This window comes from Stutzerimonas stutzeri, from assembly GCF_024448715.1.
GTDB lineage: Bacteria > Pseudomonadota > Gammaproteobacteria > Pseudomonadales > Pseudomonadaceae > Stutzerimonas > Stutzerimonas stutzeri_AR.
Genome location: NZ_JAMOHZ010000002.1, coordinates 571,457 through 590,130, shown reverse-complemented (window position 1 = coordinate 590,130; position 18,674 = coordinate 571,457). Strand labels below are relative to the sequence as shown.

General features: G+C 62.1%; 17 protein-coding genes and 1 pseudogene. 7 read left to right on the top strand and 11 right to left on the bottom strand.

The genetic code is table 11. The features are described from left to right. Positions 1-7: 7 nt before the first annotated feature. A complete protein-coding gene (locus NAV33_RS06165; RefSeq protein WP_255977963.1) occupies positions 8-985 on the bottom strand; it encodes a Bug family tripartite tricarboxylate transporter substrate binding protein in 978 nt (325 codons plus the stop codon). Positions 986-1,202: 217 nt separating this feature from the next. On the opposite strand from NAV33_RS06165, the gene NAV33_RS06160 reads away from it, so the two are divergent. Next, positions 1,203-2,393 carry a CaiB/BaiF CoA transferase family protein gene (locus tag NAV33_RS06160; RefSeq protein ID WP_255977961.1) on the top strand — a complete coding sequence of 397 codons (1,191 nt, stop codon included), beginning with the start codon at positions 1,203-1,205 and terminating at the stop codon, positions 2,391-2,393. Positions 2,394-2,658: 265 nt separating this feature from the next. Here NAV33_RS06160 and NAV33_RS06155 read toward each other — a convergent pair whose 3' ends face one another. Further along, positions 2,659-3,777 carry a glycerophosphodiester phosphodiesterase gene (locus tag NAV33_RS06155; protein WP_423836642.1) on the bottom strand — a complete coding sequence of 373 codons (1,119 nt, stop codon included), beginning with the start codon at positions 3,775-3,777 and terminating at the stop codon, positions 2,659-2,661. A gap of 151 nt (positions 3,778-3,928) precedes the next feature. Here NAV33_RS06155 and folA point away from each other — a divergent pair, with 151 nt between their 5' ends. Next, positions 3,929-4,444: a type 3 dihydrofolate reductase gene (gene folA / locus NAV33_RS06150; protein ID WP_255977959.1), complete on the top strand. Its 516-nt coding sequence runs from the start codon at positions 3,929-3,931 to the stop codon at positions 4,442-4,444. Between the two features lie 76 nt (positions 4,445-4,520). On the opposite strand, the gene NAV33_RS06145 is transcribed toward folA, so the two are convergent. Next, a complete protein-coding gene (locus tag NAV33_RS06145; RefSeq protein ID WP_255977957.1) occupies positions 4,521-4,976 on the bottom strand; it encodes a metallophosphoesterase family protein in 456 nt (151 codons plus the stop codon). 116 nt (positions 4,977-5,092) lie between these two features. On the opposite strand from NAV33_RS06145, the gene NAV33_RS06140 reads away from it, so the two are divergent. Beyond that, complete coding sequence (locus NAV33_RS06140) at positions 5,093-6,202, top strand: NAD(P)/FAD-dependent oxidoreductase (RefSeq protein WP_255977955.1); 1,110 nt, start codon at positions 5,093-5,095, stop codon at positions 6,200-6,202. Here the strand turns inward: NAV33_RS06140 and NAV33_RS06135 are convergent, their stop codons facing one another. Further along, the gene (locus tag NAV33_RS06135; protein ID WP_255977953.1) at positions 6,203-7,591 is read right to left on the bottom strand and encodes a uracil-xanthine permease family protein; all 1,389 of its coding nucleotides are present in this window, start codon (positions 7,589-7,591) and stop codon (positions 6,203-6,205) included. 211 nt (positions 7,592-7,802) lie between these two features. On the opposite strand from NAV33_RS06135, the gene NAV33_RS06130 reads away from it, so the two are divergent. Next, the gene (locus tag NAV33_RS06130) at positions 7,803-8,162 is read left to right on the top strand and encodes a DUF1090 domain-containing protein (protein ID WP_255977951.1); all 360 of its coding nucleotides are present in this window, start codon (positions 7,803-7,805) and stop codon (positions 8,160-8,162) included. Between the two features lie 106 nt (positions 8,163-8,268). Here the strand turns inward: NAV33_RS06130 and NAV33_RS06125 are convergent, their stop codons facing one another. The 4 genes from NAV33_RS06125 to NAV33_RS06110 form a co-directional block, all read right to left on the bottom strand. Beyond that, positions 8,269-9,807 carry a nucleobase:cation symporter-2 family protein gene (locus NAV33_RS06125; protein ID WP_255977948.1) on the bottom strand — a complete coding sequence of 513 codons (1,539 nt, stop codon included), beginning with the start codon at positions 9,805-9,807 and terminating at the stop codon, positions 8,269-8,271. A gap of 355 nt (positions 9,808-10,162) precedes the next feature. Beyond that, positions 10,163-12,001, bottom strand: a complete 1,839-nt coding sequence (gene ilvD, locus NAV33_RS06120) for a dihydroxy-acid dehydratase (RefSeq protein WP_255977946.1) — start codon at positions 11,999-12,001, stop codon at positions 10,163-10,165. A gap of 512 nt (positions 12,002-12,513) precedes the next feature. Further along, on the bottom strand, positions 12,514-13,710 hold the full coding sequence (locus tag NAV33_RS06115) for a class I SAM-dependent rRNA methyltransferase (RefSeq protein WP_255977943.1): 1,197 nt from the start codon (positions 13,708-13,710) through the stop codon (positions 12,514-12,516). Positions 13,711-13,829: 119 nt separating this feature from the next. Beyond that, a complete protein-coding gene (locus NAV33_RS06110) occupies positions 13,830-14,372 on the bottom strand; it encodes a type 1 glutamine amidotransferase domain-containing protein (protein ID WP_255977941.1) in 543 nt (180 codons plus the stop codon). 118 nt (positions 14,373-14,490) lie between these two features. Here NAV33_RS06110 and NAV33_RS06105 point away from each other — a divergent pair, with 118 nt between their 5' ends. The 3 genes from NAV33_RS06105 to NAV33_RS06095 all read left to right on the top strand — a co-directional run bounded on the left by NAV33_RS06105 (position 14,491) and on the right by NAV33_RS06095 (position 16,690). Next, positions 14,491-15,354, top strand: a complete 864-nt coding sequence (locus NAV33_RS06105; protein WP_255977940.1) for an HDOD domain-containing protein — start codon at positions 14,491-14,493, stop codon at positions 15,352-15,354. Between the two features lie 55 nt (positions 15,355-15,409). Next, positions 15,410-16,222, top strand: coding sequence for a bifunctional DNA-formamidopyrimidine glycosylase/DNA-(apurinic or apyrimidinic site) lyase (gene mutM, locus NAV33_RS06100; RefSeq protein ID WP_255977938.1), 813 nt, complete (start codon positions 15,410-15,412; stop codon positions 16,220-16,222). A gap of 126 nt (positions 16,223-16,348) precedes the next feature. Beyond that, the gene (locus NAV33_RS06095; RefSeq protein WP_255977936.1) at positions 16,349-16,690 is read left to right on the top strand and encodes a multidrug transporter; all 342 of its coding nucleotides are present in this window, start codon (positions 16,349-16,351) and stop codon (positions 16,688-16,690) included. A 266-nt stretch (positions 16,691-16,956) separates the two neighbouring features. Here the strand turns inward: NAV33_RS06095 and NAV33_RS06090 are convergent, their stop codons facing one another. From NAV33_RS06090 to NAV33_RS06075, 3 genes and pseudogenes are all read right to left on the bottom strand, one after another. Beyond that, on the bottom strand, positions 16,957-17,208 hold the full coding sequence (locus tag NAV33_RS06090; RefSeq protein WP_255977934.1) for a YfhL family 4Fe-4S dicluster ferredoxin: 252 nt from the start codon (positions 17,206-17,208) through the stop codon (positions 16,957-16,959). A 138-nt stretch (positions 17,209-17,346) separates the two neighbouring features. Then, the gene (gene coaD, locus NAV33_RS06085) at positions 17,347-17,829 is read right to left on the bottom strand and encodes a pantetheine-phosphate adenylyltransferase (protein ID WP_255977932.1); all 483 of its coding nucleotides are present in this window, start codon (positions 17,827-17,829) and stop codon (positions 17,347-17,349) included. A gap of 296 nt (positions 17,830-18,125) precedes the next feature. Beyond that, positions 18,126-18,651, bottom strand: a pseudogene (locus NAV33_RS06075) (twin-arginine translocation pathway signal protein). Positions 18,652-18,674: the final 23 nt, after the last annotated feature.

Below are 18,674 nucleotides of genomic sequence, written 5' to 3'. Positions count from 1 at the left end.
CGTCTCCCTACTGCAGCTCGGCCTGGCCCGCGACGCGCTGCCAGCGCTGAACGTCCTGCTCGACGTAGTCGCGGAAGGCGTCGCCTTCCTGCGGTGCCACTTCGCCGCCGATCTGCGCGACGAAGTCTTTGAAGCTTTCGTCCGCCATCACCTTGTCCAGCGCGTCCTGCAGCGTCTTTACGGCTTCGTCCGACATGCTGTCATCGGCAATCAGCCCAAACCATGCCGTGGTGACGAAGTCACCGAGGCCCAGGTCGGCACCGATCTTCGAGAGCGGCTCGACGCCCGGCAGATAAGGCGAAGGCTCGGCGGATGTGACCGCCAGCGCCTTGAGCTTGCCGGCCTTGATGTGTGAAAGCACGGTCGGCATGTTCTCGAAAGAGACGTCGACGTCACCGCTAAGCAAGGCCGGCAGTGCTTCGCCGCTTCCGCGGAAGGGCACGTGGGTCATCTTGGAGCCGGTCATGGTTTTGAACAGCTCGCCGGACATGTGAATTGAGCTGCCGACGCCGGCGGAGCTGAAGGTCATTTCTCTCGTCTTGGCAGCTTCCATGAACGCTTCTACCGAGTCGTAAGGACTATCTGCCGGCACGACCATGACGTTGGGAATTTCGATGACGTTGCGGATGAATTTGAAATCCTTCACCGGATCGTAGGGCAGCTTCTTGTAGATCACCGGGCCGATGGTGTGCCCCGGCGAGGCCATGAGAATGGTGTGATCGGCGCCTCGACCGCCGCGGGCCAGTTGCCCGGTGGCGGTGGTCGAGCCGGCGCCCGGGCGGTTCTCGACGACAACGGTACCGATCTGTTGCTGCAGCAGGTCCGCGACCTTGCGTGACAGTACGTCCGTGGTGCCGCCGGGGGCGTAGGGCACCACCAGGCGAACTGTGTCGGTCGGCCAGTCAGCGGCCTGGGTCAGTGAGGCGAGAGGGAAGGTGGCGGCCAGCATGAGCAGGCACAGCGTGCGCTTCAGGGTGAGGGGCATGGCGATATTCTCTTCTTGTAGTTGTACGGCAGGATGCAGCCAGTGGTCTAACAGACGGCCCCGGACACCTTAAAGGGGCAGAGCCCTACCGGTCGCACAGCGAACGAAAATTCCGTTCGGTAATCGCACATATGCGCATAGGCCATCTGTTGTGGTTTCGACCCACTTGAGCCAATTTCGATGCCTTGTCTGTTCACAAATACCAAAAGGAGGTGCGATGAGCGTTCTGCAAGGCATCAAGGTACTGGATCTGACGCGTATCCTCGCCGGCCCTTGGTCGACCATGGCACTGGCGGACCTTGGCGCCGAGGTGTGGAAAATCGAGAGTCTGGAGGGCGACGACACTCGCAGCTGGATGCCCCCGGCCAAGGCCGGTATTTCCACCTACTACCTCAGTGCCAATCGCAACAAAGAGAGCTTGGCCATAGACATGCGCAAGCCGCAGGGGCGTCAGCTGATACTCGATCTGGCCGCTCAGGCCGACGTGGTGGTGGAGAACTTTCTGCCGGCAAGCCTCAAGCGCCTCGGGCTCGACTACGAGACGCTGGCGGCGATCAATCCACGCCTGATCCATTGCTCGATAACCGGTTACGGGCGCGGCAATCCGCTGGAAAATCGTCCGGGTTATGACTTCATCATCCAGGCCGAGAGCGGCTTCATGTCGATCACCGGCGAAAAAGACGGTGAGCCGATGCGCCTCGGTGTGGCCTTCATCGATCTGGTCACCGGCATGAACGCCGTGCAAGGCATCCTCGCTGCTCTGTATGAGCGGGAGAAGTCCGGCCTGGGGCAGTCGGTGGATATCGCCCTGTCCGACAGCGCGCTGCACTTTCTCGCCAACATCGCTTCGGGATATCTCAACACCGGCACGGTACCGCAGCGCTACGGCAATGCTCACGCCAGCATCGTTCCCTATCAGCTGTTCGAAACCGCCGATGGCACCATCGCCCTGGCAGTCGGTAATGACGAGCAATATCGGCGACTTTGCCTGGAGGTGTTGAAGCGGCCGGAGCTGCATGGCGATCCGCGCTTTTCTCAGAATAAGGGCCGTACCGAGCATCGCGAAGAGCTGCTGCCATTGCTTCAGACGGCTTTTGCCGAGTGGCAGAACGAGGCGCTGATCGCCGCGCTGCGCAACCAGGGGATTCCCGTCGGGGAAGTGAAGAGCGTCGCTCAGGCGTTCGACACCGAGACGGCACGCTACCGCGAAATGGTAATCAGCGCCGAGCATTCGGTTGCCGGCGAGGTGCGCATGGTGCGAAGCCCGCTACGGTTATCGCGAACGCCCACCGTGCCGATGAAGGCGCCGCCGCTGCATGGGCAACATACCGATGAGGTGTTGCAGCGGGTGCTCGGCAAAAGCGAGGCCGAACTGGCATCGCTGCGCCAGGCCGCCGTGATTCGCTGAACGGATGGTAAGTTGCGGCCGAACGGCCGCTCCGCGTCAGCCTCGGTTGGCACACCGTAGGGTGGGCTTTAGCCCACCGACTAGGTTTGCAAATGGTGAAATTCAGCCCACCGCCAAGGGTTGCAAACGGTGGGCTGAAGCCCACCCTATGCGGCTGACCGAGTTGCACGAGGCCGCCGTGATTGCCTGAGCTGGCTTGGCTGCAGATCCTGCGATCAACCGCGGAAGGCCCAGCCATCCCGGCTGGGCCTTGTTCGAACGCGCTTTATTGCGCGCGCAGTTTCACAGCGATGTCCGGCTGGTCGATGAATAGCCCGTCGATGCCGGTATCCAGGTACGCACGAATATCGGCCTCGACGTCGCCGCGGTCGGCCGGTGAGCTGCCGTTGCGCAGGCTGGTCGGCAGAAACGCGTTCTCGGCGCGGAACGTATAGGGGTGCACCTTCAGCCCCGCCGCATGGGCGTTCGGGACGAAGTCGGTGGGCTCGCCAAGATTGCCGTTGGCGTCGCGCGGAATGATGTAGCTCTTGTCCGGCCCGACGCCCGCCGCGTAACGCGAGATCGCTTTGAGCCCTTCAGCTGTGGCCATCTGCGCGTAGGTCAGGTCGCTGCCGCGCACTTGCTGGTCGTAGGGCTGGCCGCCGCCGAACAGCTGCACCAGGCGCAGCTGCGTCAGGCGGCTGAGTGTTTTCAGGTTGTCCACTTCGAACGACTGGATGTACACCGGCGCGTGGCGCCCCGCATAGCCGTTGCGGTGGAGGGTACGCACCAGCGGTTTTTCCATCGCCAGGCCGAGCTGCTGGAAGTGGGTTGAATGCTTGGTTTCGGGATACAGACCGATGCGCCGGCGTTCGCTCAGTTGCATGGTTTTTACCAGATCGATGATTTCCTGCAGCGTTGGGATTTCCAGGCTGCCGTCGAGCCGAGCGTTGCCGGGACGAATCGCCGGGATGCGTTCGATCGCCCGTAATGTCTTCAACTCCGCCAGGGTGAAATCTTCGCTGAACCAACCTGTAAGGCTGACGCCATCGACCATTTGGGTGCGCTTGCGATCGGCGAATTCAGGGTGCTGGGATACATCGGTGGTCAACCCCAGCTCGTTGTCGTGGCGCGCGACCAGTTCGCCGTCGCGGGTCATCACCAGATCCGGCTCGATGTAGTCGGCGCCCTGCAGAATGGCCAGCGCATAAGCGCCGAGGGTGTGCTCGGGGAGGTAACCGCTGGCGCCGCGGTGGGCAATGACCAGCGGCCTGGGTTCGGCGCGACCGTCATGCAGCTTCGCCTCGCTCGACATGTCAGCCGGGGCAGCGAACGCAGTGATTGGCAACAGCAGACCGCAAGCGGTAAACCAGTGGCTCAGGGTCGCGCGGGTTGGGCGGGCCATGGGGCGTCTCCTCGGGATGGAACGATTAGACTGACGCGCTTGAATGACGGCGGGTTGACGCTTTGGTGGAGCGAAGATGACGATTGGATGATCGCGACGTTTATCCAGCGTCCGCTGACCTACCGCCTGACGCTCTGATATTCTCGCCGCCATGAATCAGACCTCTCTTCCGCTCGCAATGATCGCGGCCCTCGCGCAAAACCGCGTCATCGGGCTCGATAATCAGATGCCGTGGCATCTGCCTGCCGATCTCAAACACTTCAAGGCCACGACGCTCGGCAAGCCGATCATCATGGGCCGCAAAACCTGGGATTCGCTCGGTCGCCCGCTACCGGGTCGGCTGAATCTGGTAGTCAGCCGTCAGCCGGATCTGGTGCTCGACGGTGCCGAAACCTTCACCAGCCTGGACGAAGCATTACGCCGCGCGGAGGCGTGGGCGCGCGAGCAGGGTGTCGACGAACTGATGCTGATCGGTGGAGCGCAGCTGTACGCGCAAGGTTTGGGTAGGGCCCAGCGTCTTTACCTCACACGCATCGATGCTAATCCCGAAGGCGATGCTTTCTTCCCTGCCTTCGACGAATCCGAATGGCAGTGCATTGATTGCCAGGCGCATGCGGCTGTAGGCGAAGCGCCCGCATACAGTTTCGAGACTTGGCAGCGGCGCTGAGTCTAGCTGTCTCTTGAATTGGCGAGGTGAGCATCCTTGCTTGTATTCCCGGATCAATCTCCGCAAATGCTAAATGTCAGCCAAGCGTGACCAACTGAGCGCGCGGCTGGCCATCCTCGATATCCAGCAGGGCCAGGCTGATCGGCAATTTGAAGCGGCGGCGTCCGGCACTGCCGGGATTGAGATAAAGCACGCCTTCGCGCTGTTCGATCACGGGCTGGTGCGAGTGGCCGGCGATGACTATGTCGATGCCCTCCGCGACCGGGTCGAGGTCCAGCGTCTTTAGATCGTGCAGCACGTGGATGCGCAGCCCGCCGAGTCGCAGGTCCAACCGCTCGGGGATCATCGCAGCCCAAGCGTCGGAGTCGACATTGCCGCGGATCACCTCCAGCGGCGCGATTTCCCGCAATACGTCGAGCACTTCCGGCTTGCCGATATCGCCCCCGTGAATGATCCGCTCGCAGCCTTGTAGCACGGCGAGTGCCTCTGGCCGCAACAGCCCGTGAGTGTCGGAGATGACGCCGATGCGCATGCTGGCTCCAGTCATAATTGAGTGTTGAATGTTGGGTATCGAGCATTGGGCAAGCGAGACTTGGCCGCGGTTCGATATTGCGGCAGTCTAGCGACCGTTTTGGGGCGGGGGTGTGTATGGAACGGGTCGATTGCGTTGTCATCGGAGCTGGCGTCGTAGGGCTGGCCGTGGCGCGCGCCATGGCGCTGGCAGGGCGCGAAGTGCTGGTGCTGGAAGCCGAGGCTGCCATCGGCACGGGTACCAGTTCGCGCAACAGCGAAGTCATCCATGCCGGCATCTACTATCCGCAAGGCTCGCTGAAGGCGCGCCTGTGCGTGGCGGGAAGGGATGCGCTGTACGCGTTCTGCGACAGCCACGGCGTGCCTTATCGGCGCTGCGGCAAGCTGATTGTCGCGACCGATGAGTCACAACTGTTGGGACTTCTGGCATTGCAGGAGCACGCGGCGGCCAACGGCGTCGACGATCTGCAGCGGCTCGATGCCAACGAGGTGAAAGCGCTGGAGCCGCAGCTCAACGCCGTCGCCGGGCTGCTGTCGCCAAGTACCGGAATCGTCGACAGCCATGCGTTGATGCTGGCGCTGCAGGGTGACGCCGAGGCGGCAGGTGCGCTGCTGGCGCTGCGCGCGCCGGTGGATGCGATCGACGTGTTGGACGAGGGGCTGCGTGTCGATGTGGGCGGTGATGAGCCGATGATTCTGCTCGCTACGACGGTGATCAATTGCGCCGGGCACGCGGCGCCAGTGATCGCTGCGCACACTCGCGGCCTGCCTGCCGAGTCGGTGCCGCCGCGTTATTTCGCCAAGGGAAGTTATTTCAGCCTGTCGGCGCCGACACCTTTCCGGCATCTGGTCTATCCGTTACCCGAGCCCGGCGGGCTAGGTGTGCACCTGACGCTAGATCTCGGCGGTCAGGCCCGTTTCGGCCCAGACGTGCAGTGGGTCGAATCACTCGACTACCAGTTGGACGCCCGCCGTGCTGATAGTTTTTATGCCGCAATCCGCCGCTACTGGCCTGCGCTGCCGGATGGCGCGCTGCAACCGGCTTACACCGGTATCCGACCGAAGATCAGCGGTCCCGGTGAGCTGGCCGCTGATTTTCGCATCGACGGCCCGGCGCAGCATGGCATTGCCGGCTTGGTGAACCTGTTCGGCATCGAATCGCCAGGGCTGACTGCATGCCTGGCGATTGCCGACGAGGTGTGCCAGCGCCTCGGGCGCACCGTTTGATCAGGCCTCTTCGCGCGTAGCGGCTGGCGATTCCGGGAGGAACCAATTCATCACCAGTGCGCAGATGCCGCCTGTGGCCACGCCCGATTCCAGCACGCTGCGCAGCCCGGCCGGAAGATGAGCAAGAAACTCCGGCACTTGGGAAAAGCCAAGGCCGAGCGCCAGCGATACCGAGATGATCAACAGCGCGCAGCGATCCAGCTGAATGCCGGCAAGGATGTTGATGCCAGCTGCCGCCACCGCGCCAAACATTACCAGTGCGGCACCGCCCAGGACTGGCTCGGGCACAGCCTGCAGCACGCCGGCGACCGCCGGGAACAGGCCGAGCACCACGAGCATCACGGCGATCCACATGCCAATGTAGCGGCTGGCGATGCCGGTCAGCTGGATGATGCCGTTGTTTTGTGCGAACACCGAGCTGGGGAAGGTGTTGAACACCCCCGCCAGCAGCGAGTTGGCGCCATTGACCAGTACGCCGCCTTTGATGCGCTGCATCCACAACGGGCCTTCGACCGGCTGACGCGAAAGTTTGCTGGTGGCCGTGATGTCGCCGATGGCTTCAAGCGAGGTGACCAGATAGATCACTACCATCGGGATGAACAGGCTCCAGGAGAAGCCCAGGCCGAAGTGCAACGGCATCGGTACTTCGAACAGCTCCGCTTCGCGCATGCCGGTGAAGTCCAGGCGACCGAGATACGCCGCCAACGCATAGCCAATGGCCAGAGCGATGATGATCGCGCAGCTGCGCATCCAAACAACCGGTAAGCGATTGAGCACGACGATGGCCGCCAGCACGACGCCGGAAAGCAGCAGGTTCTCGCGGTTGGCGAAAGTGCCGTCGCCCATGGCCGCGTAGCCGCCTCCCATGCTGATCAGGCCGACCTTGATCAGCGTCAGGCCGATCATCAGCACCACGATGCCGGTGACCAGTGGTGTGATCAGGCGTTTGATGAACGGCAGGACACGCGAGACGCCCATTTCAATGAAGGAACCCGCAATCACTACGCCGAAGATCGCCGCCATCACGGCCTCGACCGGTGTGCCTTGCTTGACCATCAGCACGCCGCCAGCGATCAGCGGGCCGACGAAATTGAAGCTGGTGCCCTGCACGATCAACAGGCCGGCACCGAGCGGGCCAAAGCGTTTGCATTGAAGAAAGGTCGCAATCCCGGATATCACCAGCGACATGGAGACGATGATGTTGGTATCCCGCGGCGATACGCCAATGGCCTGGCAAATCAGCAGGCCGGGCGTGACGATCGGCACGATGATCGCGAGCAGATGCTGCAGGGCGGCGAGAACGGTAATCCACGGACGCGGACGGTCATCGAGCCCGTAGACCAGTTCATCCGGTGTTTCGGGGGCGGTTTTATTGTCGGGAGCGCTCATGGCCGTCCTTCCAGCGAAAGAGCGCGATTCTACTGACCGGTATGCTGTCCGGACAGTACGGTAAGCAAGGTCCAAACGACGTTGCAGCTGCTCGCCACAGGCCTGTTGAATCGTCGTCTTGGATTTTCCAGAACTGCAGCACCGAGCGTGACCCAATCGGTTGGCCACATGCCCACTACTATCATTAGGGCCAATCGAGGAGGATCTCCGAATGAAAACCGCCGTCGCAATGACAATACTGTTGCTCACTATTGGGCTGGCGCATGCGCAGGAAAGCTGTGCCGAAAAGGAAGCAGAGATTCGCCGCCAGCTGGAGAATGCCCGTGATCAGGGCAACACCGGGCATATTCGCGGCCTGGAAACAGCGCTGAGCAAGGCCCGAACTAACTGTACCGAGGCGGGACTGCGGGCCGACCGGCAGAAGGATATCGACGAGGCGCAGGAGGAAATCAGCGAGCGTGAGGCCGATCTGCAGAAGGCGTTGCGTGATGGCGATCCGAAGAAAATCAAAGCGCGCAAGCATAAGCTGGACGAATCCAGAGAAGAGTTGCGCGAGATATTGAAAGACTAACGTTGAGAACCTGGCGTAACAGTACCGATGCTGCACGCGGTACAAAAAACAATGCCCGTCTCGATGAGGCGGGCATTGTCGTCAGCCGGGGTTGTAGTGCCGCGCCTTATCCGTGAGTCGGGACTGCGGCTGTCACCTTGGCTTGTGGTGCCTGCGAAGGTGCGCCATGGTCGTCGGGACTGATCACTGGCACCTCGTTGCCGTCCACGTCAAACAGCTTGCCGTCGTGGAAGTGGTCGCCGTCGTGCAGCGCGGCGATGTCCCGATAGCGCAGGGTGCGCTCGCTGGCGGCGGCGAACACCGACTGCTGGTCCGAGTTGCCGGCCTTCAGGTGGTTGAACACCAGATTCAGCAGGATCGCCATGATCGCCGCCGAGCTGATGCCGGAGTGGAAGATAGTCTCGAACCAGGCCGGGAAGTGGTGATAGAAAGTTGGCGCGGCGATCGGGATCATGCCGAAGCCGATCGATGTTGCGACGATGATCAGGTTCATGTTGTTGCGGTATTCCACCTGGGCCAGGGTCCGGATACCGGCCGCCGCTACGGTACCAAACAGCACTATGCCGGCACCGCCGAGCACCGCGGTGGGCACCGCGGCGATCAGCCGGCCCATGACCGGAAGCAGGCCGAGTGTGACCAGGATGAGGCCGGCGGTAGCCACCACGTAGCGGCTTTTCACGCCAGTCACGGCTACCAGGCCGACGTTCTGGGCGAAAGCGCTCTGGGTGAAGGAGCCGAAGATAGGCGCCAGGCTGCTGGAAATCATGTCGGCACGCAGACCGTTGCCCAGACGCTTGGAGTCGACTTTGGTATCGATGATTTCACCGACCGCGAGGATGTCTGCCGAGGTCTCCACAAGGGTGACGATGATCACGATCAGCATCGACAGGATCGCCGCCACGTGGAACTCCGGCATGCCGAAGTGCAGCGGTGTAGGCAACGCTACCAGAGGGCCGTCGAGCACGCCGGAAAAATCGGCCATGCCGCAGAACGCCGCTGCCACGGTACCGATCACCATGGCCAGGAGAATCGAAAGCCGCGAGATGCTGGCGCTACCGAGCTTGCTGAGCAGTAGCACGGCAGCCAGCGTAAAGGCAGCCAGGCCGATGTTGGCCATGCTGCCAAATTCCGGCGACTGGCTGTTTCCGCCCATTGCCCAGCGCGCCGCAACCGGCATCAGGGTCAAACCGATGATGGTGATGACGATGCCAGTGACCAGCGGTGGGAAGAATTTGGTAATTCGCGAGAATATGGGCGTGATCAACAAACCGATCAGTGAGGCGGCGATCACCGCTCCAAGCACTGCGGGAATGCCTCCGGCGCCATCGCTGCCGATGATCGCGATCATGGTCGCCACGCCGGCAAAGGATACGCCCTGCACCAGTGGCAATTGACAACCGAAGAATGGCAGGCCAAGGGTTTGCAGCAGGGTTGCGAGCCCGCCGGCGAACAGCGAGGCGGCAATCAGCAGGCCGATGTCGGCTGGTGACAAGCCGGCCGCCTGGCCGATGATCAACGGTACCGCGACAATGCCTCCATACATGGTCAGGACATGCTGCAGGCCGTAGGCCAGGTTGGCACCGATACCGAGATTTTCATCTTCCGGGCGCTTCTCGGGAGATGTTTTTGCGGATGAGAGTGTCATGGTGATCCCTTTCTCGCTGTTGTTCTTGTTGGCCTAATGTAGACAATTGATTGTCGAATTGACTACCAATTTGTATACATTTCGACTTATGCGAGTGTGGCTCCAATGGCAGCCAGTTGCGCCAGCACGCGGATCAAGGCCTTCCGAGCGATTTTTTGCGCGAAAAAGGGGGACAACAAACCGACGACTGGTTGCGACGGAGACGCAATTTCAGCGGCCGCGGCGGGCGTCGATGGGGGAGTGGAGGGATTTGGTCGGACTGGGCGAGGCGTAGACCAACCGTGAGTATCAAAGCGTCAAGTGAACGGCCTTCCAGCGAAGGCCGCGCACATGAAAGGACGATAGGCGCCGCCGGTCAGTCTTCCAGCATCGCCTTGTTGCGCACCGCGCCCTTGTCGGCGCTGGTGGCGAGCAGGGCGTAGGCCTTGAGCGCCGTGGTTACCTTGCGCGCGCGCGGCGCAGCGGGTTTCCAGCCTTTCTTGTCCTGCTCGATACGGCGGTGGGCCAGCTCCTCATCGCTGACTTGCAGGTTGATGCTGCGGTTGGGAATGTCGATCAACACTTTGTCGCCGTCCTGCACCAGGCCGATAGCGCCGCCTGCGGCGGCTTCCGGCGAGGCATGGCCGATGGACAGACCGGAGGTGCCGCCGGAGAAACGGCCGTCGGTGAGCAGGGCGCAGGCCTTGCCCAGGCCCTTGGACTTCAGATACGAGGTCGGGTAGAGCATTTCCTGCATGCCCGGGCCGCCTTTCGGGCCTTCGTAACGGATGATGACGATGTCGCCAGCCTTCACTTCGTCGCTGAGGATGCCCTTTACGGCGCTGTCCTGGCTTTCGAAGATCTTCGCCGTACCTTCAAACACGTGGATGGATTCGTCCACGCCCGCGGTCTTCACCACGCAGCCGTCAAGGGCGATGTTGCCGTAAAGCACGGCCAGACCGCCTTCCTGGGAGTAGGCGTGCTCGACGCTGCGGATGCAGCCGTTCTCGCGGTCATCATCCAGGCTGTCCCAGCGGGTCGACTGGCTGAATGCCGTCTGCGTCGGGATGCCGGCCGGGCCTGCCTTGAAGAAGGTGTGCACGGCCTCGTCCTGGGTCTGGGTGATGTCCCACTGGGCGATGGCTTCTTCCAGGCTACGGCTGTGCACGGTGGATACGTCGGTATGCAGCAGGCCGCCACGGGCCAGTTCGCCGAGGATGGAGAAGATACCGCCGGCGCGATGCACGTCTTCCATGTGGTACTTCTGGATGTTCGGCGCGACCTTGCACAGCTGCGGCACCTTGCGTGACAGGGCGTCGATGGCGCGCAGGTCGAAGTCCACCTCGGCTTCCTGAGCGGCAGCCAAGAGGTGAAGGATGGTGTTGGTGGAACCGCCCATGGCGATGTCCAGGGTCATGGCGTTCTCGAAGGCGCGGCGGCTGGCGATGTTGCGCGGCAGCACTGACTCATCGCCCTCACCGTAATAGCGCTGGCACAGCTCGACGGCGGTGCGGCCGGCGCGCAGGAACAGCTGCTCGCGGTCAGCGTGGGTGGCCAAGGTCGAACCGTTGCCGGGCAGGGCGAGGCCCAGGGCTTCGGCCAGGCAGTTCATCGAGTTGGCGGTGAACATGCCGGAGCAACTGCCGCAGGTCGGGCAGGCGCTGCGCTCGTACTCCGCGACCTTCTCATCGCTGGCGCTTTCGTCCGCGGCGATGACCATGGCGTCAACCAGGTCCAGGCCATGGCTGGCCAGCTTGGTCTTGCCGGCCTCCATCGGGCCGCCGGAGACGAACACCACCGGGATGTTCAGGCGCAGCGCGGCCATGAGCATGCCGGGAGTGATCTTGTCGCAGTTGGAAATGCAGACAATGGCGTCGGCGCAGTGCGCGTTGACCATGTATTCCACCGAGTCGGCGATGATCTCGCGGCTGGGCAGCGAATAGAGCATGCCGTCGTGGCCCATGGCGATGCCGTCATCGACCGCGATGGTGTTGAATTCCTTGGCGACGCCGCCGTGCTTCTCGATCTCGCGCGCGACCAGCTGGCCCAAGTCTTTCAGGTGCACGTGGCCGGGCACGAATTGGGTGAAGGAGTTGGCAATGGCGATGATCGGCTTTTTGAAGTCTTCGTCCTTCATGCCGGTGGCACGCCACAGCGCGCGGGCACCGGCCATGTTGCGGCCGTGCGTGGAGGTTTTCGAACGGTAATCGGGCATGACGGTTCCTGCGGCTAATCAGCTGGTCGAATAGTACTTATGGTGAGCGTCACCTGCGCCGCGTGCAACGGCAGGTGACCGTGCGTGCGGAGGGACCGGATCGAGGCGGGGTATCGCTCGGGCGGCCTGGGCCCACTGGCTCGCCGGGGGATGATGGCGAGGAATGGGCTCGATTCTACGCTCGCCAACGGCGTCGGGGAAAGGCTGATGGTCGGCGGGAGCTGGTGTGCTGGCATCGTGGTGGCTTGTGGGATGGCCGGAGCCGTCTGCCAGGCCGGTAACCGGGGCCAGCGGCGTGCAGATTGCCGACGAAATATCGGGTGCTCAGGGCACCGATTCCGGACGCAACGCTAATCCCGGTGGGCTGAAGCCCACCCTACATAGCTGAAGGCAAGGAACGGCTTTCGTAGGGTAGGCCGGGCGGCGTTCCGCTTCAGCCCACCGAGACCAGGTTTGCGCATGGGATTGGCGCATTGAAGCATGCCCGACAGGCTAATCGACCGAGCTGTCCTTTAACCGTTCGGCAGAATGCGGCAGGTGATGCTTTTTATGTAGCGGGTCTCGGGAATCGCCGGATGCACCGGATGGTCAGGGCCCTGGCCTCCGCGTTCGAGCAGCTGGATATTGCGATCCAGATGCCGTGCGCTGCCGAGCAGGATGTTCTGCAGGTTGTCTTCTTCCAGATGCATGGAGCAGGAGGCGCTGACGAGGATGCCGTCCTTGTTCAGCAGGCGCATGGCGGTTTCGTTTAGCCGGCGATAAGCGGCTTCGCCGTTCTTGATGTCCTTCTTGCGTTTGATGAAGGCTGGCGGGTCGGTGATGACGACGTCGAAACGCTCCTCGGCGTTTTTCAGTTCCTTCATCGCCTCGAAGGCATCGCCTTCCACGCAGGTCATTTTCTCGGCGACGCCATTGAGCGCGGCGTTACGCTCGACACCATCGAGGGCAAACGCCGATGAGTCGACGCAGAACACTTCGCTGGCGCCGAATGCCGCGGCCTGCACGCCCCAGCCACCGATGTAGCTGAACAGGTCGAGCACGCGCTTGCCCTTGACGTAGGGCGCCAGACGCGCGCGGTTCATACGGTGGTCGTAGAACCAGCCAGTCTTCTGGCCTTGCAGCACCGGCGCTTCGAACTTCACGCCGTTCTCTTCGAGAGCGACCCATTCCGGCACCACACCGAAGGCGGTATCGACATAGCGCTCCAGGCCCTCGGCATCGCGTGCGCTGGAATCGTTCTTCCACAGCACGCCGCGCGGCTTGAGCACCTGAACCAGGGCTTCGAGCACAGCGTCTTTGTTGCGCTCCATGGTGGCCGAGGCCAGCTGCACCACCAGATGATCATGGAAGCGATCCACCACCAGGCCTGGCAGCAGGTCCGAATCACCATAGATCAGGCGATAGCAGGACTGATCGAACAGTCGCTCGCGCAGGGAGAGGGCGACCTGGATGCGATGCACCAGTAGCGACTTGTCCAGGCTGTGTTTGAGGTCACGCGACAGCAAGCGGGCGCAGATTAGGTTGTTCGGCGAGATGCCGACGATGCCCAGCGGCTTGCCGCCAGCCGCTTCGAGGATCGCCTGATCACCAGCGGCGAAACCGCTCAGCGGGGTGGCGGCGGTGTCGACCTCGTTGCTATAGACCCACAGATGGCCGGCGCGCAGTCGGCGATCGGCGTTGGCTTTGAGGCGCAGGCTGGGCAGGGTCATCAGTGGGCTCCCGGAAAAAGACGGGCATTGTATAGGAGCCACAAGCTGCAAGCCTCAGGCGGCAAGGAAAAGCACGCTCCCCTTGCTTGTAACTCCTAGCTGAGCCAGGCCATGGGCCATCAGGCCGCGGCGAGCGCCTTTACCAGCGCTTCGCTGAACGCAGGAATGTCGTCCGGCTTGCGACTGCTGATCAGGTGACCGTCGATAACCACTTGCTCGTCCACCCACTCGGCGCCAGCGTTTTTCAAGTCGTCGGTCAGTGACGGCCAACTGGTCATGCGCTTGCCCTTGACCAGTTCGGCTGAGGCCAACAGCCAGGCGCCGTGGCAGATAACGGCAATGGTCTTGTTCGCCCGCGCCGCATCCCGAACCAGTTCCTGAGCCATGTCATCCGTGCGGATGGTGTCGGAGTTGACTACGCCGCCGGGTAGCAGCACGGCGTCGTAGTCTTCCATGCGGATGCTGTCGAAGGTCTTGTCGACATGGAACTTGGTAGCGGGTGTGGTGTGGTTCCACCCGGTCACTTCGCCATTGGATGAAGAAATGATCTCGGCGGTGGCACCGGCTTTCTCGAGTGCGTCCTTCGGGCCGGTCATTTCGACCTGTTCGAAGCCATCGGTTACCAGGATAGCTACGCGTTTGCCTTTCAGAGAATCGGCCATTTCGTTTCCTCCTCGTCGGTTTGCAAATTGGTCTACTTGAAATCCGACCATGAACTCGGCCAAAGTTCGCATTCTTTCTATAGTGGCCTTGTGCTAGTCGCGAGGTTAGACCGCCTTCATGTCCATCGAACTCACCGACGAGCAGATCCGCAGCGTGTTGCAGGGAATCAGCGTTCCCCCGCAGCCACAGATCATGGTCGATCTGCAGATGGAGCAGGTCATGCCGGACCCCGATCTGCGTGCCATTGCACGACTCATCAGCCAGGATCCGGGGCTCTCCGGTGCGCTGCTGAAGACAGTCAACTCGCCCTTCTTCGGTCTGGCCAACCGCATCGCCTCGATTCAGCAAGCGGTCAATCTGCTGGGCTGCAACTCGGTGATCAACCTGATCAATGCGCAATCGATCCGCGGCGAGCTTACCGATGCGGCCATCGTTACCCTCAACCGCTTCTGGGATTCGGCGCAGGACGTGGCTAGCACCTGTCTCACCCTGGCTAAACGCATCGGTCACCCGTCACCCGACGAGGCCTACACCCTCGGACTGTTCCACAACTGCGGCATCCCGCTGATGCTCACCCGCTTTCCTGAGTACATGGCGGTGCTGGAAGAGGCCTATGCCAGCGTAGGGGCAGATACGCGCATCACCGACGTCGAGAATCGCGTACTGAACACCAACCACGCGGTGGTGGGCTATTTCGTGGCTCGTTCGTGGAAGCTGCCGCAGCATCTGTGCGAAGCCATCGCCAACCACCACAACGCGCTGGCGCTGTTCAACGACGAATGGAGCGATCCGCAGATCAAGACGCTGCTGGCGATCCTGAAAATGGCCGAGCACATCTGCGCCTGCCATCGAGTGCTGGGCGAGCAGCCAGAGGATCATGAGTGGGACGCCGTGGCGCAGCTGGTCCTCGAATACGTTGGTTTGTCGGAGTACGACTTCGAATGCCAGCGCGACAGCATTCGCGAGTTGGGCGTCGGCTGACCCGACGGCGCATTAGCTGCTAAGGTCGCCTCCCGGTCCATTGTCGATTGCTCGTATGCCCGAACTTCCAGAAGTCGAAACCACCCGCCGCGGCATCGAGCCGCATCTCGTCGGTCAGCGTGTCATCCGCGTCATCGTGCGCGAGCGGCGGCTGCGCTGGCCGATTCCAGAAGATCTGGACATACGCCTGTCCGGCCAGCGTATCGAGGCGGTCGAGCGGCGCGCCAAATATCTGCTGATCAAGGCCGAGGTCGGTACGCTGATCGCTCACCTGGGCATGTCTGGCAGCCTGCGCCTGGTGCCGGGGGACCTCCCGGTGGGCAAGCACGAGCATGTCGATATCCTCCTCGAGTCCGGTATGGCGCTGCGCTACACCGATCCGCGGCGCTTTGGTGCGCTGCTCTGGAGCGATGCGCCGTTGAGTCATGTTCTGCTCGCCAGCCTCGGACCCGAACCGCTCAGCGAGGCCTTCGACGGCGAGCGCTTGTTCCAGCTGTCGCGGGGCCGCAGCATGGCGATCAAACCCTTCATCATGGATAACGCGGTGGTGGTTGGCGTCGGCAATATCTATGCGAGCGAGGCGCTGTTTGCTGCTGGCATCGATCCGCGCCGAGCCGCGGGGACGGTATCGCGGGCGCGTTATCTGAAGCTTGCCGTGGAAATCAAACGCATCCTGGCCTACGCCATCGAGCGCGGCGGCACTACGCTGCGCGATTTCGTCGGTGGCGACGGCAAGCCGGGATATTTCCAGCAGGAGCTGTTCGTCTATGGGCGCGGCGGGGATTTCTGCAAGAGCTGCGGCTCGACCCTGCGGGAAATTCGCCTGGGTCAGCGCGCCAGCGTCTATTGCGGACGTTGTCAACGATGACGCCGACGATCTGCCATGCGACTGCGCAGGCATTGACGGTGTTCACGATCAACAACCGATGGCCACTGCTATAGTGACCGTCACTACAATTATCTGCCTCGTTTCGCCCAGCTGAAGGACCACACCATGAAACTGTTTCGCTCCACTGCTGTTGTCTTGGCCCTGACCACTGGCCTGCTGGCGATGCCGGCCCAGGCGCAATCGGTGCAGCAGAACGCCAGCGGCGATCCCATGTACGCCGTCGAAGCCCCCAAAGCCTTTTCCATCGTCGGCGATCTGCTGATCGCTCGTCCGCTGCTGATTGCCGCCACTGTTATCGGCGCCGGCCTGTTCGTTGTCAGCCTGCCGTTCAGCGCCATGGGTGGTGGAATCAAGGAAACCGGCCAGGCGCTGGTCGTCGAGCCTGGCGCCGCGGCTTTTGCCCGCTGCCTGGGTTGCACCCGCGTCGGCTACAACCGCCAGGACTGATGCTCGGCCTGCATCATCAGGTCGGAACCGCTATCGACCTGCTTCCCTACGGCTTCGCCGCTTGACTGCGTGCGAAGCCGCGTTGTTTCTGAATCGCCGATTGCGTTCCTAAATGCCGGCACGCAGCTGCGGGGTCTTCGTCGGCGCGCGCAGGCGCATCCGGAACGCGGAACGCGTTATCGGAGCGACGAAGGTTAGTTTGTGGATCGAGCGAGAGGGGGACTAGCCGACCCCACCTAGCGGATGAGGTCGCGAAGGTTTGCTGATCAGGCCTTGCCGGTGATGATCAGGTATTTCTGCATCAATTCATCCTTGCTCTCGACATTGCTTTCATCGAGCGGAATGCAATCCACCGGACAGACCTGTTGGCACTGCGGCTCATCGTAATGGCCGACGCATTCGGTGCAGAGGTTGGGATCGATGACGTAGATTTCCTCGCCTTGGGAAATCGCGTTGTTCGGGCACTCGGGCTCGCACACATCGCAGTTGATGCAGTCATCGGTGATTATCAGGGACATCCAGCTAACTCCAGCTGCGGGGCGAGCCGCAGCGCAGGTAAATACGACGCGCCAATTTTGCCGCATCAGCTCGCCCGGTGCACGCGGCAACGATCGGAGTTTGTCGGGACCGCTTATTCGCCGCGTAGCTGAATGCGCTTAACGCGAGGCGTAACGCTCGGTCAGCGCTTTCATCACCGAGGGGTGGACGAACTTGCTGACATCGCCGCCGAGCCGGGCGATCTCGCGTACCAGCGTCGAAGAAATATAGGAAAACTTCTCCGACGGAGTGAGAAACAGGCTTTCCACATCGGGAGCCAGTTGTCGGTTCATATTGGCCAACTGGAACTCGTATTCAAAGTCGGAAACCGCGCGCAGGCCGCGCAATAGGACATTGGCTTTCTGTTCGATGACGAAGTGAGCCAGTAGCTTGGAGAAGCCCAACACCTTGACGTTCGGCAGATGCGCCGTCACTTCCTGGGCTAGCGCCACGCGCTGTTCGAGCGGAAACAGGGGATTCTTGTTAGGGCTGGCAGCGACAGCGATGATCACCTCGTCGAACAGGCGCGAGGCGCGCTCGACCAGGTCGGTGTGGCCCATGGTGATTGGATCGAAGGTTCCTGGATACAGCACTCGATTCATCGCGGCGTCCTGACGCATGCGTGGGTGGTGGATGGTAGCGGCTCGGTATCGGCAGCGTAAAGCATCAAAGCGGATCACCGCCGGGAGTGGCACAACGCCGCTGTTCAGGCATTTTTCAATCGCTCGGCCAATTGACTGGCGAGTTTGGCGGCTAGTCCGTAGATCGATAATTGGGGATTGGCACCGATGCTGGTGGGAAACCCAGCCGCGAGCGATGCCATCGGCAAAGGGGTCGGCAACGGGCATCTTGGGTCCTCGGTATCGGTGGGCGGCAGGGCAGGCGAATCGCTAACAGGCTAGACGGCAGGCGGGCCGGGATAACCGCAGTGGCTCCAGGATTCCGGGCGGCCATACCATGCCGATCATCTGCAGCAGTGAGGCGTGGCCTTGGCGCAGCAGCGTCAGCGAGCTGTTTTCCCAACGCTGCAAGAACGCATGGATGTCTTCACTCGGTGCCTGCTCCCAGCCGCCCCAGATACCGCTCAGAGGACCTCGGGTAAACGGCAGGCTGAGCAGGTCGAACAACTGCAATACCTGATGTGAGAGCGCTGGCGACAAGTGAGCGAGCCCCTGGTCAAGGCTCGCCAATGTTCCCTGTACCGCCGCTGGCATATCTGCTGCGGCGTTCTTCAGCACCACCGGTATCAGGCGGCGCAGCATAGGCAGATCACTATCGCGCAGCAGGACGAAACCGCTCGCAGCACGCTCACCACTGCAGCCGAACAGGCTACCGAGAAGGCCGGCACCGGTCAGGGTCGCGCTGCCGAACAGGCCAACCTTGAGCAGGCCGCGCCGGGAAAGCGGTAAGGCGGCGATAGTCATCGTTGTTATCTCACCAGCGCGCG

Coding starts and splice junctions, on each gene's coding strand:
- mutM (WP_255977938.1), top strand. CDS start 15,410: ATGCCCGAACTTCCAGAAGTCGAAACCACCCGCCGCGGCATCGAGCCG.
- NAV33_RS06090 (WP_255977934.1), bottom strand. CDS start 17,208: ATGTCCCTGATAATCACCGATGACTGCATCAACTGCGATGTGTGCGAG.
- NAV33_RS06140 (WP_255977955.1), top strand. CDS start 5,093: ATGGAACGGGTCGATTGCGTTGTCATCGGAGCTGGCGTCGTAGGGCTG.
- NAV33_RS06095 (WP_255977936.1), top strand. CDS start 16,349: ATGAAACTGTTTCGCTCCACTGCTGTTGTCTTGGCCCTGACCACTGGC.
- NAV33_RS06145 (WP_255977957.1), bottom strand. CDS start 4,976: ATGCGCATCGGCGTCATCTCCGACACTCACGGGCTGTTGCGGCCAGAG.
- NAV33_RS06130 (WP_255977951.1), top strand. CDS start 7,803: ATGAAAACCGCCGTCGCAATGACAATACTGTTGCTCACTATTGGGCTG.
- NAV33_RS06125 (WP_255977948.1), bottom strand. CDS start 9,807: ATGACACTCTCATCCGCAAAAACATCTCCCGAGAAGCGCCCGGAAGAT.
- NAV33_RS06110 (WP_255977941.1), bottom strand. CDS start 14,372: ATGGCCGATTCTCTGAAAGGCAAACGCGTAGCTATCCTGGTAACCGAT.
- NAV33_RS06135 (WP_255977953.1), bottom strand. CDS start 7,591: ATGAGCGCTCCCGACAATAAAACCGCCCCCGAAACACCGGATGAACTG.
- ilvD (WP_255977946.1), bottom strand. CDS start 12,001: ATGCCCGATTACCGTTCGAAAACCTCCACGCACGGCCGCAACATGGCC.
- folA (WP_255977959.1), top strand. CDS start 3,929: ATGAATCAGACCTCTCTTCCGCTCGCAATGATCGCGGCCCTCGCGCAA.
- coaD (WP_255977932.1), bottom strand. CDS start 17,829: ATGAATCGAGTGCTGTATCCAGGAACCTTCGATCCAATCACCATGGGC.
- NAV33_RS06155 (WP_423836642.1), bottom strand. CDS start 3,777: ATGGCCCGCCCAACCCGCGCGACCCTGAGCCACTGGTTTACCGCTTGC.
- NAV33_RS06165 (WP_255977963.1), bottom strand. CDS start 985: ATGCCCCTCACCCTGAAGCGCACGCTGTGCCTGCTCATGCTGGCCGCC.
- NAV33_RS06105 (WP_255977940.1), top strand. CDS start 14,491: ATGTCCATCGAACTCACCGACGAGCAGATCCGCAGCGTGTTGCAGGGA.
- NAV33_RS06115 (WP_255977943.1), bottom strand. CDS start 13,710: ATGACCCTGCCCAGCCTGCGCCTCAAAGCCAACGCCGATCGCCGACTG.
- NAV33_RS06160 (WP_255977961.1), top strand. CDS start 1,203: ATGAGCGTTCTGCAAGGCATCAAGGTACTGGATCTGACGCGTATCCTC.